The sequence below is a fragment of the Actinokineospora auranticolor genome (assembly GCF_041897805.1).
GTDB classification, from domain to species: Bacteria; Actinomycetota; Actinomycetes; order Mycobacteriales; family Pseudonocardiaceae; genus Actinokineospora; species Actinokineospora auranticolor.
Genome location: NZ_CP154825.1, coordinates 6195567 through 6211405 on the forward strand (window position 1 = coordinate 6195567; position 15839 = coordinate 6211405).

Here is a 15839-nt window from a genome sequence, read left to right on the forward strand (position 1 = left end):
AGTGGTGCCGCTCGCAGGCCGGTTCGAGATCGACCTGGAATGGCTCGTCGAACCGCGATCGGCCATCAACGCGCACCGCGACGGGGTCCGCGCCACCCGACGCGCGCAGCGCCGATCCCGGCGGACCGGTGGTCGAGTCGACGAGCAGGAGGTACGGGATACCCGCCTCGGCGTAGCGGACCGGCTTGAACACCGAGTCGTGGGCGCGACCGCGCGGAGACCACCTCGCCCACCAGGAGAACCCGCTGGGCGTCGACAAACAGCCAGTCGCGTTCCGGCGCGGTGACCACGGCGAAGTCCGGGATGAGCACGCGGTCCGCACCGCGGCGCACAGTGATCCCCGGTAACGCCTCGGTACCCGGCGGCAGTGACTCGGGCAGCGCGCACAGCACCCTCGACAGCAGCGGCCGGTACCGGCCCGATGGCGTCGGGCTGAGCATGAGCCGCCCGTCGATCAGTTCGACGCCCCGGCCTGAGTCCTCAGGCAGGGTGCAGTACTCGTCCGCGGGGCCGGGTGCCGGGGGATTGCTCGGTCCACGGCCCAAGGGTCTCGGCGGCCACCGACAGAAACCGGCGCTCAGGCGGGGGTGAGCTGGAGGTTCACCCGATGGTGGAGGGGGATTTCCGGACGCCCTCGGCCAGTTCCGCGGCCAAGGCGCGCACGCCTTCCACGCCGTGTTCCGTCGCCTTGGTGACGAAGGCCGAGCCCACGATCACCGCGTCCGCGAAAGACGCCACCTCCGCCGCTTGGGCGCCCGAGCGCACGCCCAGGCCCACGCCGATCGGCAGGGCCGTGTGGGCGCGGGTGCGGGCCACCAGGCCCTCCGCCGACGTGCCGACCTGGTCTCGCGCGCCCGTCACGCCCATGACGGCCGTGGCGTACACGAAACCCGACGACGCCGCGACGGTGAGGGCGATGCGCTCCTCCGACGACGACGGGGCCACCAGGAAGATCCGGTCCAGGTCGTGCGCTGCCGAGGCCGCGATCCAGTCGGCGCCCTCGTCGGGGATCAGGTCGGGGGTGATCAGGCCCAGGCCGCCCGCGGCGGCCAGGTCGCGGGCGAAGGCGTCGACGCCGTAGCGGAACACCGGGTTCCAGTACGTCATCACGACCGCCCGGCCGCCCGCCGACGCCACGGCCTCGACCGTGGTGAACAGGTCGCGCAGCCGGAAACCCGCGCGCAGGGCCGTGTCCGCTGCGGCCTGGATGACGGGGCCGTCCATGACCGGGTCGGAGTAGGGGACGCCCACCTCGACCAGGTCGCAGCCCGCGTCGACCATGCCGCGCAGCAGCTCCGCCGAGCCGTCGACCGTGGGGAACCCGGCGGGCAGGTAGCCGATGAGCGCGCCGCGGCCCTCTTCGCGGGTCCGCGCGAACAGCGGGTCCAGCCTGCCCATCTAGCTCTCCTCGTAGAAGCCGAAGTACTTCGCGGCGGTGTCCATGTCCTTGTCGCCGCGGCCGGAGAGGTTGACCAGGAGGTACCCGTCCGGGCCCAGCTCCTGCCCCAGCTTGAGCGCCCCGGCCAGGGCGTGCGAGGACTCGATGGCCGGGATGATGCCCTCGGTGCGCGACAGCAGCCGGAAGGCGTGCATGGCCTCGTCGTCGGTGGCCGAGCGGTACTCGGCGCGGCCGGTGTCCTTGAGCCACGAGTGCTCCGGGCCGACGCCCGGGTAGTCCAGGCCCGCCGAGATCGAGTACGCCTCGGTGGTCTGGCCGTCCTCGTCCTGCAGCAGGTACGACATCGCGCCGTGCAGGGTGCCGGGGCTGCCGTGGCCCAGGGTGGCGCCGTGCTCGCCGGTCTCGATGCCCTTGCCGCCCGGCTCGATGCCGACCAGGCGCACGCCCGGGTCGTCGATGAAGCCGTGGAAGATGCCGATGGCGTTGGAGCCGCCGCCGACGCACGCGGCGACCGCGTCCGGCAGCCTGCCGGTCTGGTCCAGGAACTGGGCCCTGGCCTCCATGCCGATGACCTTGTGGAAGTTGCGCACCATGACCGGGAACGGGTGCCCGCCCGCGGCTGTGCCCAGCAGGTAGTGCGTGGTGTCCACATTGGTCACCCAGTCGCGCAGCGCCTCGTTGATCGCGTCCTTGAGGGTGCGGGAACCGGACTTGACCGGGATGACCTCGGCGCCGAGCAGCTTCATCCGGGCCACGTTGAGCGCCTGCCGCTCGGTGTCGACCTCGCCCATGTAGACCACGCAGTCCAGGCCCATCAGCGCGCACGCGGTGGCCGTGGCCACGCCGTGCTGGCCCGCGCCGGTCTCGGCGATGACCCGCTGCTTGCCCATCCGCTTGGTCAGCAGCGCCTGGCCCAGCACGTTGTTGATTTTGTGCGAGCCGGTGTGGTTGAGGTCCTCGCGCTTGAGGAAGACCCGCGCGCCGCCCGCGTGCTCGGCGAACCGGGGTGCCTCGGTGAGCAGCGACGGCCTGCCCGCGTAGTCGCGCAGCAGGCGGGCGAACTCGGCGGTGAACTCGGGGTCCAGCCGGGCCTTGTCGTACTCGGCGGAGAGCTCGTCCAGGGCGCCGATGAGCGCCTCGGGCATGAACCGGCCGCCGTACGGGCCGAAGTGGCCGCGCTCGTCCGGGTCGTGCGGGCCCGCCGCGTTCGGGTCCGGGGCGCCGGTGGAGGTCTCCTGCGCGCTCATCGACCGGGCCTCGGGCACGCCGGGTGCGATCCGGCCGTGACCAGCTGGACCAGGGCGGCCTTGGGGTCGTCGGTGGTGACCAGGCCCTCGCCGACGAGCACCGCGTCGGCACCGGCGCCCGCGTAGGTCATCAGGTCGCTGGGTCCGCGCACGCCCGACTCGGCGATCTTGACGGTCTCGAACGGCAGCCCCGGCGCGAGCCTGCCGAAGGTGTCCCGGTCGACCTCGAGGGTGTGCAGGTTGCGGGCGTTGACGCCGATGACCTTGGCACCGGCCTCCAGCGCGCGGTCCGCCTCCTCGGCGGTGTGCACCTCGACCAGCGCCGTCATGCCCAGCGACTCGACCCGGTCCAGCAGCGAGGCCAGGGCGTTCTGCTCCAGCGCGGCCACGATCAGCAGCACCAGGTCGGCGCCGTGCGCGCGGGCCTCGTGCACCTGGTACGGGCTGACGATGAAGTCCTTGCGCAGCAAGGGGATGTCCACCTTGGCGCGGACCGCGTCGAAGTCGGCCAGCGAACCGCCGAAACGCCGCTGTTCGGTCAGCACGCTGATGACCCGCGCGCCCGCCGCCTCGTAGTCGCGGGCCAGCGCGGCCGGGTCGGCGATCGCGGCCAGGTCGCCCTTGGACGGGCTGCGTCGCTTGACCTCGGCGATGACGCCGACGTCGGAGCCGCGCAGGGCGCTCATCGCGTCCCGCGGCGGCGCGGCCTTGGCCGCCAGTTCCTTGATGCTGTCGAAGGGGATCGCCGCCTCGCGGACGGCGAGATCTTCCCGGACCCCGTCGATGATCGAGTCCAGAATGCTCATTCGGCACCCCGGACCGATGATGTCTGACTGGTGTAGTCCCTCACAACCACTGCCCCTTCCCGCCGAATTGATGCTAACTCCGGCCCTTCTCCCGCCCCGGCACCGGGTCCTCGCTTCAGCGGCCCTCGGCGGATTCCGTGGGGTCGTCGCCCGCGGACAGCGCCTGCCAGAGGTCCGGTTCGGCACGTGCCGCTTCCTTCACCGCGGCGGGGCTGCGGTAGCGGGACCCCAGCCTGGGCGCGCGGTGGCCGCGCAGCAGCAGGACCACGGCCGCGGCGACCATCAGCGCTCCCCCGGCGGCGGCCAGCACGCGACCCCACAGCGCGTCGGCGTCGGTGTGCTGGACCAGGCCCGTCCACACCGGCACCAGGCCCGCCGCGGCCAGCAGGGCGCCGACGACCCGGCGCCACGGTCCCGCGACGGCGAGCAGGCCCGCCACCGCGGCGAGCGCGAGGACGGCCAGCGGCAGCAGCGCGGGCGCGATCTCCGCCCCCGGCACTGGCACGCTGGTCGTGGCGTCGGTACCCGGCCTGCTCCGGATGGTCGCACCCCAGGGCAGCCGGGAGGCGCCCCACAGCGCGGCGGCGGCGAGCGGCAACAGCCCGACGGCCGTCCACAGTGGACGGCGCGACTCAGTCACCGGTACCGGCCGCCGGGCGCATGGTCGAGGCGGTGGCGATGGCGGCCAGCACCGCGCCCGCCTTGTTGACGCACTCGGTGTCCTCGTAGCGCGGGTCGGAGTCGGCGACCACGCCCGCGCCCGCCTGCACGTACGCGACGCCGTCGCGGACCAGGGCGGTGCGGATGGCGATGGCGGTGTCGGCGTCGCCCGCGAAGTCGAGGTAGCCGACCACGCCGCCGTAGAGGCCGCGGCGGGTGGGCTCGAGTTCCTCGATCAGCTCCATGGCGCGCGGCTTGGGCGCGCCGGAGAGGGTGCCCGCCGGGAAGCACGCGGCCACGGCGTCGTAGGCCGTCTTGCCCTCGGCCAGCTCGCCGGTGACCGTGGAGACGATGTGCATGACGTGGCTGTAGCGCTCGACCCGGAAGAAGTCGACGACCTGCACCGTGCCGGGCTTGCAGACCCGGCCCAGGTCGTTGCGGCCGAGGTCGACCAGCATGACGTGCTCGGCGCGCTCCTTCTCGTCGGCGAGCAGGTCCTTCTCCAGGATCTGGTCCTCCTCGGGGTCGACGCCCCGCCACCGGGTGCCCGCGATCGGGTGCGTGGTGGCGCGGCCGTCGCGCACCGTGACCAGGGCCTCGGGGCTGGAGCCGACGATGCTGAAGCCGTCGAGGCGCAGCAGGTACATGTACGGGCTGGGGTTGGTGGTGCGCAGCACGCGGTAGATGTCGAGCGGGTCGGCCTCGGTGCGCATCTCGAACCGCTGCGAGACCACCACCTGGAAGGCCTCACCGGCCTGGATGGCTTCCTTGGCCGCGCGCACGGCGTCGTGGTAGTCGGCGGGGGTGGTCCGACGGTCGTACTCGGGCTTGGGCCGGTCGAAGACGGTGGCGGTGGGCGCGGCGGTGGTCTGCAGGCCCAGGACCATGGCGTCGAGCCGGGCGACCGCGTCGTCGTAGGCGGCGTCGACCCGCTCGGGCGAGTCGTCCCAGTTCACGGCGTTGGCGATGAGGGTGATGACGCCCTCGTGGTGGTCGAGCGCGGCCAGGTCGGTGGCCAGCAGCATGACCAGCTCGGGCAGCTTCAGGTCGTCCTCGGCCAGCTCGGGCAGCCGCTCGAGCCTGCGCACGGCGTCGTAGCCGATGTAGCCGACCATGCCGCCGGTCAGCGGGGGCAGGCCGGGCAGCGGGTCGGTGTGCAGCAGGGCCACGGTCTCGCGCAGCGCGGCCAGCGGGTCGCCGCCCTGGGGCAGGCCGGTGGGCGGGGTGCCGGTCCAGTGCGCCTCGCCGCCGGTCGCGGTGAGGGCGGCGGCGCTGCGCACGCCGACGAAGGACCAGCGCGACCAGGAGCGGCCGTTCTCGGCGGACTCGAACAGGAAGGTTCCGGGCCGGTCGGCGGCCAGCTTGCGGTACACGCCGACGGGGGTCTCGGCGTCGGCCAGCACCCGCCGCACGACGGGGATGACCCGACGGTCGACGGCCAGCGCGTGGAACTCCTCGCGCGTGGGGCTGACCCCGCCCATACCGCTCTTGCTCACCGGGGGGGTGGGCACACCGATCGCACTCGCCATGGACCCATTCTGCCGTGCGGGTGACGCGCGCCGGGCCATCGGGGGTAATTCAACACATGTTGAACGAGTAGGGCCGTTGGTCCATGATGACTCAGGTGACGACTTCAGGACAGGCCGAACGGCGGCGCGGGCGGCGGCCGGGCGGGACCGACACCCGGGCCGCGCTGCTGGCGGCGGCCCAGGAGGTGTTCCGCGAGCAGGGCTACGACGGCGCCACCGTCCGGGCCATCGCGCGCCGCGCCGGGGTGGACGCGGCGATGGTCAACCACTGGTTCGGCGGCAAGGAGTCGCTGTTCGCCGAGGCCGTGCTGCGGCTGCCGTTCAACCCGCAGGACCGGATCGGCGCGCTGGTGCGGGAGGGCAGCCTGGACACGCTCGGCGAGCGGCTGGTGCGGGCGTTCTTGACGGTCTGGGACGCGCAGGACGGGGGCGTGTTCGCGGCGCTGATCAGGAGCGTGGCGGCGCACGAGCAGGTGGCGAAGGCGCTGCGGGAGTTCTTCCACAACAACGTGTTCGGGCAGCTGGTGGACGTGTCGGACGGGCTCGGGGAGCTGCGGGCGAACCTGGTGGCGTCGCAGATGATCGGGCTGGGGATGGTGCGGTACGTGGCGCGGTTCGAGCCCGCGGCGGAGCAGGATGTGGAGACGGTGGCCAGGGCGGTGGGGCCGACGGTGCAGCGGTACCTGACGGGGAAGATCGACTGAGGCGGGTCGGGGGGCGCGGCCGGGCTGGCCGGGCTGACGCGGTGGTATCTGCCGCGTCCGGGCTCGGCCTTGGCGCACGAGAAAGCGATGGGTGGCGGGCTGGATATGCCTCCGGCCCCCGGTATCCATTCTACCGGGGAGGGGTGACAGTTCCGAGCGAAGATGATCATGCCTGTGGACAACTCGGCTGAGGCGATGGCGGCCGGGGTGCGGAGGGATCGCGGCCGCGCGGACCGCCGGGCCGCGCGGCGGGGTGCCTTTGGTCGGCGTGGTTCGGGCGGCTCGGGTCGCTCGAACGCGGCCGTCTCTCGAACGAGCCGACTCGGACGCGGTCGGCTCCCCCGGCCTCGTCGTCGGAGAGGCGGAGAGGCGGAGAGGCGGAGAGGCGGAGAGGCGGAGAGGCGGAGAGGCGGAGAGGCGGAGAGGCGGAGAGGCGGAGAGGCGGAGAGGCGGAGAGGCGGAGAGGCGGAGAGGCGGAGAGGCGGAGAGGCGGAGAGGCGGAGAGGCGGAGAGGCGGAGAGGCGGAGAAATGATCACCACATGCCGCCGGCCCCCGGAATCAATTCTACCGGCGGGGACTGACAATTCCGGTCGGAGATGATCATGCCTGTGGACAACTCCGGTGACCACCGTGTTGCCGTGGAAGGCGGAGCGGTGGCGGGAGTCGCGAGCGGTGGCGAGGTCGTGGAACGGGGTGCGAGTGGGCGCGAACGCGCGACGGTGAAGCGAGGGGCGGGGCGCGGCGAGGCCAGGGTGGCGGGAGCCGTGGCGAGGTCGCGGAGCGGGGGCGCGCGACGGTGCGGCAAGCGCGGGGCGCGGGGGGCGGGTTAGAGCAGGGAGTCCGCGTCGAAGCAGGTGGGGGTGCCGGTGTGGCAGGCCGGGCCCGTCTGGTCCACGACCAGCAGGATCGTGTCGCCGTCGCAGTCCAGGCGGACGTCGTGGACCTGTTGGGTGTTTCCCGAGGTCTCGCCCTTGACCCAGAGTCGGTTGCGGCTCCTGGAGAAGTAGGTGGCGCGGCGGGTGGTGAGGGTCTGGTGCAGGGCCTCGTCGTCCATCCACGCGACCATGAGGACCTCGCCGGTGCCGCGCTGTTGCGCCACCGCGCACACCAGGCCGTCGGCGTTGCGCTTGAGGCGGGTGGCGATCCGGGGGTCGAGGGTGGTCACGTGGTGCCCTTCAGGTACTCGGCGGCGGGTTTGGTCAACAGGAGCACCGCCGCGTAGACGTGTGCGGCGGCCAGGATCCCGGAGGCGACCCGGTACCACACCGGCAGTCCCCCGAAGGCGAACGTGGTGTGGGCGACCGCGGCGAGGACGGTGAACACGATGACCGGGATCCGGGCGCGGGTGAGGCCCACGAAGACGCTCACGGCGCCCAGGAGTCCGATGACGCCCATGCCGACCGGGAAACCGAGGACGCCCGCGTCCGAATCGGACAGCCGCGCCAAGCCCAGCGCGACGAAGGCCAGGGCGGTGGCCGCCAGCAGCGCGGCGGCCACCCGGACCTCCAGGGGGCGGGTGCTCACCGGACCACGATACCGGCCGCGCGCATGGTGTCCTTCACCTCGCCGATCCGCAACTGTCCGAAGTGGAACACGCTGGCCGCGAGGACCGCGTCCGCGCCTTCCCGCACCGCGGGGGCGAAGTGGGACAGGGCGCCCGCGCCGCCGCTGGCGATCAGGGGGACGTCGACGCGGGCCCGGACCAGGCGGATCAGCTCCAGGTCGAAGCCCGCCTTGGTGCCGTCGGCGTCCATGGAGTTGAGCAGGATCTCGCCGACGCCGAGCTCCTGGCCGCGCTCGGCCCACTCGACGGCGTCGAGGCCGGTGCCGCGGCGGCCGCCGTGGGTGGTGACCTCGAAGCCCGACGGCGTGGGGGCCGACCCCTCCGGCACCCGGCGGGCGTCGACCGACAGCACCACGCACTGCGCCCCGTAGCGGCGGGACGCCTCGCCGAGGAACTCGGGGCGGGCGATGGCGGCGGTGTTGACGCCGACCTTGTCCGCGCCTGCGCGCAGCAGGCGGTCGATGTCCTCGACCGTGCGCACGCCGCCGCCGACGGTGAGCGGGATGAACACCTGCTCGGCGGTGCGGCGGACCACGTCGAAGGTGGTCTCCCGGTTGCCGGAGGACGCGGTCACGTCCAGGAACGTCAGCTCGTCGGCGCCCTCGGCGTCGTAGGCCGCGGCCAGTTCGACCGGGTCCCCCGCGTCGACGAGGTCGGTGAAGTTGACGCCCTTGACCACCCGGCCCGCGTCGACGTCGAGGCAGGGGATCACGCGGACCGCTACGGACATGCCGGTGAGCCTACGGGGCACCGACCGGCGGGCATCGGCCACAGTGCACTGTGTCACCAACCGCACCGGAAGGGGGACGCCAGCCCGATGGCCAAGACCGGTCGCCGCCCCGGCCCCACGCGCACCCGCGAGGCCATCCTGGCCGCCGCCCGCGCGGAGTTCGCCGCGCGCGGTTACCCGGGCGCCACGATCCGCGGCATCGCGGCCGCCGCCGGGGTCAACCCGGCGCTGGTGCACCACTTCTTCGGCACCAAGGAGCAGGTCTTCGTCGCCGCCCTCGCCCTGCCCGTCGACCCCGCCCGGGTCGTGGCCGCCGTCGTCGACGGGCCGCGCGCCGAGGTCGGCGAGCGCCTGCTGCGGCTGTTCCTGGGGCTGTGGACCGCGCCGGAGTCGGCGGCGGCGTTCCTGGCGGTGTTCCGGTCGGTGTCCGGCAGCGAGCGGGCGGCCGCGCTGCTGCGGCAGTTCCTGGAGAGCGCGGTGCTGGGCCGGGTGGCGGCCGCGCTGGACGTGCCCGCCCTGCGCGCCGCGCTGGTGGCCGCGCACCTGGTCGGGTTGGCCATGGCCAGGTACGTGGTCCGCGTCGAGCCGCTGACCTCGGCGTCCGACGACGAGATCGTCGCGGTGGTCGCGCCGGTGCTCAACGGGTACCTGGCGCCCTTGCCACCGGTGGGAGCATCACCGGTGTGAGCGACGTAACGGCCCGGTTTCGGCGAGCGACCCTCCGGAGGAGCCGGGAGCGAGCCAGGGGGCGTGCGGACGTGGTGGCTGGGCTGTGGTGTGCGCGGGGTGAGCGGTGATGGCTCCGCCGAAGGCGGAGGTCAACCCGTTCCTGCTGCCGGGGTGGGAGAGTTCCCCGCTGCGCCCGCTGTGCCCGTGGGAGCGGCCGGAGGACGAGGGGTACTACGTCCCGATAAACCACACCGCCGAGGCGTACGAGGAGTTCACCGCGCAGATGGGGGCGCTGCGGTGGCTGGACTCCGGGGGCAGGCTGACGCTGGTCACCGGGGATTCCGGCTGCGGCAAGACATCCCTGGTCAACCGCTGCGTCGGCTGGCTGCTGCGCGCGCTGCAGGAGCGGTACCAGCGCGGCGTGGTCGTCGACCTGTCGCTGGGCCCGAAGACCCGGCAGAGCGTGGACGAGCGGATGGCGGGCGTGTGCGCGCTGCTGTTCGACCGGCTGCTCCAGGAGAAGGTGCTCGACGGCGAGCGGGCCGCGGCGCTGCGGGAGCGGTTGGCGCAGCCGGAGCGGTTCTACCGGTACCTGGCCGGTGAGCTGCCCGACGAGGTGGTGCTGGTCGTCCTGCTGCCCGCCACCGACCTGGTCGACGAGGTGGTGTCCTACGCCCACCTGGCGGGCCGCAAAACGCTGTTCTTCACGGAGTCCTCCTACCTCGACGAGCGGCACGCGCACCTGGTCCGGCAGGGCACCGCGAAGGTCCCGATCCCGCCGGTGGCGCTGCGGGTGGGGTCCCTGCGCACGGGTGACGTGGCGCGGTTCGCGGCCGATCGGCTGGGTCGGCACGACCGTGGACACTTCCCGACCATGAGCGCCACCACGGTGCGGTCCATGGCGGGCCCGCTCCGCTCGATCGCCATGTTGCAGCGCGTGTTGTCGGGGGTGTACGAGGACCGCAAGAACCGCGGCGACCGCTACTCCGACACCGACGAGATCACCTTCGCCGACATCACCGAGTACTTCTACGACCGGTTCCTGCGGGACCCCGGGACGGCCCCATGACGCGACCGCCCAACGCCGAGGAGAACCCGTTCTCCCCGCTGGCGATCGCGCGGGTCAACGCCACCGACGAGGTGACGGTGGAGACCGACGCGGTGCGCGCGGCGGCGGCGGAGCTGGCGGCGTTCCTGACGCCGACCGCGCCCGACGGTGACGGGTTGCCGCCGGGCAACGTGGTGGCGGTGGTCGGCGACTACGGGACGGGCAAGTCGCACCTGGCGACCTGGCTGCGGAACCGGGCCGCGGGGTCGCCGCTGCCGATCGTGGCCGTCTACCTGGAATCCATGTCGGCCAACTTCATCAGCGTGTACCGGCGGGTGGTGGCGCAGCTCGGCAAGGAGAGCGTGCGCAGCCGGGTCGTGGAGACCTACAAGGACGTCATCGCGGGCCACCTCGCAGGCAGCGACCTGTTCCGCGCGCTGGCGTCGCGGCTGCGGGCCGACGACCTGGACCCGTTCGACATGATCGAGCGGTTGCGGCTGCCGGAGAGCGAGCTGCAGCGGATCACCGCCGAGCGGCTGGCCCGCGTCACCCAGAACGACGCGTTCACCATCGCGCTGACGCTGCTGCTGCGCGGCGGGTTCGACGAGATGGTGTGGGAGTGGCTCAACGGCGCCCAGCCGGACAAGGTGCTGACCGAGCAGGGCATCCCCGCCGCGATCGACACCGAGGCCGCGGCGCTGGAGGCGCTGGGCGTGCTGGCGCTGCTCTACGGCGGCAGGCAGCGCCGGTTCCTGCTGCTGCTCGACGAGGCCGACAAGGTGCTCGTCAGCCGCGACCGGGACAGCGACTTCGTGCCCGCGCTCAAGCAGCTGCTGCAGGTGTTCGTGGCGTCCGGGGCGATGCTGGTGCTGGTGGGTCTGCCGGACATGCAGTCGGAGCTGACCGAGGACGTGCGCCTGCGGATCAGCCGCACCATCACCACCCGCGGCCTGACCGGCGACGACGTCCGCGCGCTCATCGGCGACCTGCAGCACCGGCAGTTCAACACGCGCAGGTTGGCGCCGTTCACCGCCGAGACCGTGGACTACCTGACCGCGCTCGCCGACGGCAACCCGCGGCGGATCATCCGCATGTGCCACCACCTGTACCGGCGCGCGAGCGGCGGCGCGGTCAGCATGGCGATGGTCCGCGAGGTCGCGCTGGAGCTGGCGCCGACCGGCGGCGCCACCGTGGCCACGCGGGTGCGCCAGTTCTTCGACGCGCAGGGCTGGGACTACCGGACGAGGTACCGCTACGGCAACCAGGACGACGCGGTCGTGGACTTCCTGGTCACCTTCGACGGCGGCGGGTGCGCGGTGCTGCTGTGCGGTTCGGTGCTCGGCGACGAGGACGTGCGGCGGCTGACCCGGCGGGCGACCGCGGTGCGCGGCGGTCTGCCGGGGGTGGAGCTGCTGCTGGTGGTCGACGGGGTGGTGGCCGAGGCGATGGCGGCGGCGCTGGCGGACGTGTTCCCGCCGCGGCCGCTCGTGTTCTCCCCCGAGAACATCGGCGAGGACCTGCTGTCCCTGTTCGACGCCAAGGTGAAGCGCCTGCGCGCGGTGAACGAGGCGGGAGACGCGAGCGTGCTGCGGGACCGGGTGGAGCAGGTGGTGCGCCAGCAGGCGCAGCTGTTCACCGCCATCGACCAGCTCACCGCCGGCCTGGCGGACAACGCCCGGTACCTGGAGGGCTTGGTCACGGCGCAGCGGGTCCCGGACGACGCGGTGCCCGCGCAGCGGGCGCGGGAGATGCCGGAAGCGGTGGACAGGCTGTTCCGCGCGGCGCTCGGCGCCATGGACCGGACCGAGGAGTGGCACGAGGTGCTGGCGGCGGCGTTCGGGCCGGACGCGGCGCGGGCGCTGGACCAGAAGTACCTCAACGAACTGCGGGTGGTCCGGTTCCGGGAGGAGCTCGCGGGGTCGGTGCTGGTGGTGGACGTGGTGCGGCGGTTGCGGAAGGCGGTGGCCGAGTGGTTCGGGGGTCTGGCCGGTGACCTGCCGTCGACGGCGGAGCGCGACCGGCTGGACATGCTGATGCTCAACTACGAGGAGCTGCGCACGAGCCTGCCGTCCCCGCGCGGGGACGCGCTACCGCCGCCGGACGGACAAGTGGACCTGCGGGAGACGGTGGGCGGGTTGGCGCAGTTGCTGCTGGACGCGGTGAACCGGTGGAGCGAGCAGGGCGGTTTCGGACCTCGATGACCGACCCCGCACTGCCGTACGGCAACCCGTTCGTCCTGCCCGATGGCGAGTCCAACCGCCCGCTGCGACCGCACGTCCACCCGGAGGACGTGCCGCTGGTGCAGGACATCGGTGGTCTCGGTGACAACCTGGACCTGCTCGCCAAGTCGCGGTCGGTGTTCGTGGCGGTGACCGGGCCGTCGGGGACGGGACGCACTACTTCCCTCAACGTGTGCGCCTGGGAGCTGCTGACGCGGGAGCGGGTCAGCGAGGTCGTGGACGTGTCGGTGGAACCGCTGCGCACGGATCGGGCGCACCGGATGTCGTCGGCGTGCGCGCGGGTGGCCGAGGAACTCGGGTTCGGTGAAGACACCGAACTCGTTGCCGCGGTCGAAGACCCGGCGGAGTTCTACCGGTTGTTGGAGGAGTTGGTCGACTGCGCCGTCGTGTTGCCTCCGGTGGAGAGCGCGCGCGAGGTCGAGGCGTACTTGGAGCTGGGAACGCGCAAGACGGTGTTCCTGGCGGAATCGCCGGAGATCGGCGTTTACGGCGACGCGCTCTTGCTGAGCACCCTGAACCTGCGGCCCGGTGAGGCGCGGAGGTTCATCGACAACCGCTTGGACCACTGGTCCAAGCGGATGGCGTTCCCCCGCGTGGGCGGGGAAGCGCTGGCGAAGCTGGAGAAGGACGTCACGAACGTCGGCCTCCTGCACAACCTGATGGTCGAGGTGTACGCGACCCGGTTGGCGCACTCGCCCACCCGACCCTACCCCGACACGGTGACCGTCGAAGACATCCTCCTCGGGTTGAACGTCCTGATCATCGGTATCCGCGTCACGCCACCGGTTTCGGTGAAACCGCCGGTGGGCACGGGTGCCAAGTGGCTCTCGGACGCCGTGGCCGAGAAGGACCTCCTCAAGCGCGAAGGCGTCGCCCAGGTCATCACCAACCGGATGGTCGAGGCCGCCAAGAACGAACCCGGCACCTCGATCCTGGTACACCTCGACGGTCGTTGGGGTACCGGCAAGAGCACCCTGCTGTCCTTTGTGGAGCGAAAGCTCACCGAGAAGGACTTCCTCGTGGTGCGATTCGACGCGTGGCAGCAGGCACGGCTGTCGCCGCCGTGGTGGGCGCTGCTGACGAACCTGCGCGGCGCGGTGCTCGCCGATCGCAAGCGCTTGCGGCGGTGGGGTTTCCGGATCGCCGAGCTGCGGGAGCGGCTGCGGCGGACCGGGGCCGCGTACGTGCTGCCGCTGGTGCTGACGATCCTGACCGTCGGTGGGCTCGCGCTGACCCTGCTGGGGATCAACTCGACCACCACGTTCGCGGACGCGCTGAAGGTCGTGGTGGCGGTGCTGACGGCCACCGGGTCGGTGTGGGTGGCGGCGCGCGGGGTCGGCAAGGCGATGCTGTGGCGGTCGGCGCGCGGGGCGCGGTTGTTCGAGCAGTCGAACACGAACCCGATGGTGCGGGTGGCCGAGCACTTCGACTGGCTGCTGAGCCGCTCGTCGAAACCCGTGGTGTTCTTCATCGACGACCTCGACCGCTGCAAGCACGACTACGTGGTCGACCTGCTGGACGCGGTGCAGACGCTGGTGCGCACGACGCCCGGCGCGCACCCGTTCACCCGCGTGTCCCCGCGCGCGGCGTACTTCGTGGTCGCGGCGGACGGCGCCTGGCTGCGCCGCAGCTACACCGCCACCTACTCGACCTTCGACAGCGACCCGGCGCGGGCGGAGGCGCTGGGCTACCAGTTCATGGACAAGCTGTTCCAGCTGACCGTCCCCATGCCGTCGGTCAGCGAGTCCGCCCAGCGGCACCTCTTGGACTCCCTGTTGGGCGTGGCCGACACCGGGGTGGAACACCCGGCGGTCAAGGCCGTCCGGGAACGGCTGACCGCGGCCAAGGGCGAGACCGAGGTGCTCAGGATCATGAACAGCGCCCCGCCGGACGTGCGCGCCGCCGTCGCCCCCGACGCGGCCGTCGCGGTGTCCGAGCCCGGGATCCGCGCGCACACCGAGCACCTGCTGAGCGACTTCACCCGGCTCCTGGGCACCAACCCCCGGGAAGTCAAGCTGTTCGTCAACACCTACACCATGCTCCGGGCCGTCCGGATGGCCGAGGCGGGCACGCCGCCGCACGGGCTGCTCGCCCTCTGGTCGATCGTCCGGGTCCGCTGGCCGGAGATCGCCGACCACCTCCAGCGCTCCCCCGACGCGGTCCGGGGCATCCTCAACGAGGGCTGGCTCTCGGAGGACTTCCCGGAACGCTTGCGCGCCATGGCGTCGGGGTCCGCGCTGCGCGCCGTCGTCGGCGACCGCAAGGCCGGTCCCCTGACGCCCGAGGGCATCCGCCGCTGTTGCGGTCTGGAGTAGCGGTTCAGCCGAGCGCGGCGACCTCGGCGGTCAACCGCTCCATGGCGGTCTCCGCCTCCGCGACGCGTTCCTGGCGCAGGGTCATGCCCAGCAGGAACGACCCCGGGGTCAGCCGCCGGTAGTACAGGGCGCCGTGTTCGGGGTCGAACGTGACGCGGTCCAGCGGAACCGGTTCGAGCAGCCTGCCCACGATCCGGTTGCACCTGGTCGCGATCGTCGGCACCTCGCGGGTCAGCGCGCGGAGGCGGTCTCGGCGGGACTCGACGGTGACCGAGGTGTGGAAGTCCGCCAGCGCCGGGTCGTCCAGGCAGTCCACCGTGAAGATGACCGCTTCCCCCGCGTAGTAGGCGACCCACTGCAACGCGCTCGGGTCGATCACCGCCGAGGCCAGGTCGCGGATCGCGGTGGAGCGCGGGGAGAGGGCGGTGGTCTGGAAGGAGTGGACGGCGACCGGGTGGTCCGAGGCGACCGGGTCCGCGCTGGCCACGAAACCGCCCGGGTTCTGGTCGTCGAGGCCGAGGTCGCGGCGCAGCGCGGTGGTCAGCTCGGCCATGGCCTGGTCCGCCTTGTGCACCCTCGCGTCGGGCAGGGCGGCGACGATGTCCTTGGCGGGGAGGACCTTGTAGTGCAGGACCGACCCGGCCGCGCCCGTGAGGACCGTGCGGATCAGCGTTCCCATGCGGAGTTCGTCGAGCCGCTCGTCGAGTTCGTCCAGCAGGGAGCAGAGCAGGGCCGCGTTGGAGGAGACCCGGTCGCGGGACCCGACGTGCGCCCTGTCGTCCAGGGACAGGACCCGGACGTGGTTGGCCAGGTGCACCAGGTGCCGCAGCCCCGCCCGGCGGAACGCGTCGACCGACAGCGGGCGGGCCTCCCCGTGGGGGCCGCCGTTCGCTTCGAGGACGACGGGGTCGGTGGGCACCGGGCGGG

Annotated in this window: 15 protein-coding genes; 5 read left to right on the plus strand and 10 right to left on the minus strand. The window is 72.7% G+C overall.

Going from position 1 to position 15839, the window contains the following annotated elements:
• Positions 1-65: 65 nt before the first annotated feature.
• The 6 genes from V5P93_RS26910 to V5P93_RS26935 all read right to left on the minus strand — a co-directional run bounded on the left by V5P93_RS26910 (position 66) and on the right by V5P93_RS26935 (position 5641).
• Positions 66-440, minus strand: coding sequence for a hypothetical protein (locus tag V5P93_RS26910; RefSeq protein WP_374065089.1), 375 nt, complete (start codon positions 438-440; stop codon positions 66-68).
• A gap of 160 nt (positions 441-600) precedes the next feature.
• A complete protein-coding gene (gene trpA / locus V5P93_RS26915; RefSeq protein WP_104479709.1) occupies positions 601-1398 on the minus strand; it encodes a tryptophan synthase subunit alpha in 798 nt (265 codons plus the stop codon).
• Positions 1399-2646 carry a tryptophan synthase subunit beta gene (trpB, locus tag V5P93_RS26920; RefSeq protein WP_104479779.1) on the minus strand — a complete coding sequence of 416 codons (1248 nt, stop codon included), beginning with the start codon at positions 2644-2646 and terminating at the stop codon, positions 1399-1401. It lies immediately after the preceding gene.
• Positions 2643-3452, minus strand: a complete 810-nt coding sequence (gene trpC, locus V5P93_RS26925) for an indole-3-glycerol phosphate synthase TrpC (protein WP_104479708.1) — start codon at positions 3450-3452, stop codon at positions 2643-2645. Before trpC ends, trpB begins: the two co-directional genes overlap by 4 nt.
• 115 nt (positions 3453-3567) lie before the next feature.
• Positions 3568-4092, minus strand: coding sequence for a Trp biosynthesis-associated membrane protein (locus V5P93_RS26930; protein WP_104479707.1), 525 nt, complete (start codon positions 4090-4092; stop codon positions 3568-3570).
• On the minus strand, positions 4085-5641 hold the full coding sequence (locus V5P93_RS26935; RefSeq protein WP_104479706.1) for an anthranilate synthase component I: 1557 nt from the start codon (positions 5639-5641) through the stop codon (positions 4085-4087). Before V5P93_RS26935 ends, V5P93_RS26930 begins: the two co-directional genes overlap by 8 nt.
• Before the next feature lie 86 nt (positions 5642-5727).
• Between V5P93_RS26935 and V5P93_RS26940 the strand changes: the two genes are divergently transcribed.
• On the plus strand, positions 5728-6345 hold the full coding sequence (locus V5P93_RS26940) for a TetR family transcriptional regulator (protein WP_374066559.1): 618 nt from the start codon (positions 5728-5730) through the stop codon (positions 6343-6345).
• An 827-nt stretch (positions 6346-7172) separates the two neighbouring features.
• On the opposite strand, the gene hisI is transcribed toward V5P93_RS26940, so the two are convergent.
• The 3 genes from hisI to hisF are packed head-to-tail and all read right to left on the minus strand — an operon-like array spanning position 7173 to position 8640.
• A complete protein-coding gene (gene hisI / locus V5P93_RS26945; protein WP_104479703.1) occupies positions 7173-7511 on the minus strand; it encodes a phosphoribosyl-AMP cyclohydrolase in 339 nt (112 codons plus the stop codon).
• On the minus strand, positions 7508-7870 hold the full coding sequence (locus V5P93_RS26950; RefSeq protein WP_104479702.1) for a hypothetical protein: 363 nt from the start codon (positions 7868-7870) through the stop codon (positions 7508-7510). The genes hisI and V5P93_RS26950 overlap by 4 nt, the downstream gene beginning before the upstream one ends.
• Entirely contained in the window at positions 7867-8640 is a 774-nt protein-coding gene (hisF, locus tag V5P93_RS26955; RefSeq protein WP_104479701.1) for an imidazole glycerol phosphate synthase subunit HisF, read from the minus strand. Before hisF ends, V5P93_RS26950 begins: the two co-directional genes overlap by 4 nt.
• 87 nt (positions 8641-8727) lie before the next feature.
• Here hisF and V5P93_RS26960 point away from each other — a divergent pair, with 87 nt between their 5' ends.
• From V5P93_RS26960 to V5P93_RS26975, 4 genes are all read left to right on the plus strand, one after another.
• Positions 8728-9327, plus strand: coding sequence for a TetR family transcriptional regulator (locus V5P93_RS26960; protein ID WP_104479700.1), 600 nt, complete (start codon positions 8728-8730; stop codon positions 9325-9327).
• A gap of 109 nt (positions 9328-9436) precedes the next feature.
• Entirely contained in the window at positions 9437-10378 is a 942-nt protein-coding gene (locus V5P93_RS26965) for an ATP-binding protein (protein WP_104479699.1), read from the plus strand.
• Positions 10375-12558: a hypothetical protein gene (locus V5P93_RS26970; protein WP_104479698.1), complete on the plus strand. Its 2184-nt coding sequence runs from the start codon at positions 10375-10377 to the stop codon at positions 12556-12558. The genes V5P93_RS26965 and V5P93_RS26970 overlap by 4 nt, the downstream gene beginning before the upstream one ends.
• Positions 12555-14912 (plus strand): P-loop NTPase fold protein, encoded by a 2358-nt coding sequence (locus tag V5P93_RS26975; RefSeq protein WP_104479697.1) that lies wholly within the window; start codon positions 12555-12557, stop codon positions 14910-14912. The genes V5P93_RS26970 and V5P93_RS26975 overlap by 4 nt, the downstream gene beginning before the upstream one ends.
• Before the next feature lie 4 nt (positions 14913-14916).
• Here the strand turns inward: V5P93_RS26975 and V5P93_RS26980 are convergent, their stop codons facing one another.
• Positions 14917-15831, minus strand: a complete 915-nt coding sequence (locus V5P93_RS26980; protein ID WP_104479696.1) for a hypothetical protein — start codon at positions 15829-15831, stop codon at positions 14917-14919.
• Positions 15832-15839: the final 8 nt, after the last annotated feature.

Excerpts from the sequence above, each read along its gene's own strand:
- V5P93_RS26910 (WP_374065089.1), bottom strand. The coding sequence starts at position 440 with ATGCTCAGCCCGACGCCATCGGGCCGGTACCGGCCGCTGCTGTCGAGG.
- trpA (WP_104479709.1), bottom strand. The coding sequence starts at position 1,398 with ATGGGCAGGCTGGACCCGCTGTTCGCGCGGACCCGCGAAGAGGGCCGC.
- trpB (WP_104479779.1), bottom strand. The coding sequence starts at position 2,646 with ATGAGCGCGCAGGAGACCTCCACCGGCGCCCCGGACCCGAACGCGGCG.
- trpC (WP_104479708.1), bottom strand. The coding sequence starts at position 3,452 with ATGAGCATTCTGGACTCGATCATCGACGGGGTCCGGGAAGATCTCGCC.
- V5P93_RS26935 (WP_104479706.1), bottom strand. The coding sequence starts at position 5,641 with ATGGCGAGTGCGATCGGTGTGCCCACCCCCCCGGTGAGCAAGAGCGGT.
- V5P93_RS26940 (WP_374066559.1), top strand. The coding sequence starts at position 5,728 with ATGACTCAGGTGACGACTTCAGGACAGGCCGAACGGCGGCGCGGGCGG.
- hisF (WP_104479701.1), bottom strand. The coding sequence starts at position 8,640 with ATGTCCGTAGCGGTCCGCGTGATCCCCTGCCTCGACGTCGACGCGGGC.
- V5P93_RS26960 (WP_104479700.1), top strand. The coding sequence starts at position 8,728 with ATGGCCAAGACCGGTCGCCGCCCCGGCCCCACGCGCACCCGCGAGGCC.
- V5P93_RS26965 (WP_104479699.1), top strand. The coding sequence starts at position 9,437 with ATGGCTCCGCCGAAGGCGGAGGTCAACCCGTTCCTGCTGCCGGGGTGG.
- V5P93_RS26970 (WP_104479698.1), top strand. The coding sequence starts at position 10,375 with ATGACGCGACCGCCCAACGCCGAGGAGAACCCGTTCTCCCCGCTGGCG.
- V5P93_RS26975 (WP_104479697.1), top strand. The coding sequence starts at position 12,555 with ATGACCGACCCCGCACTGCCGTACGGCAACCCGTTCGTCCTGCCCGAT.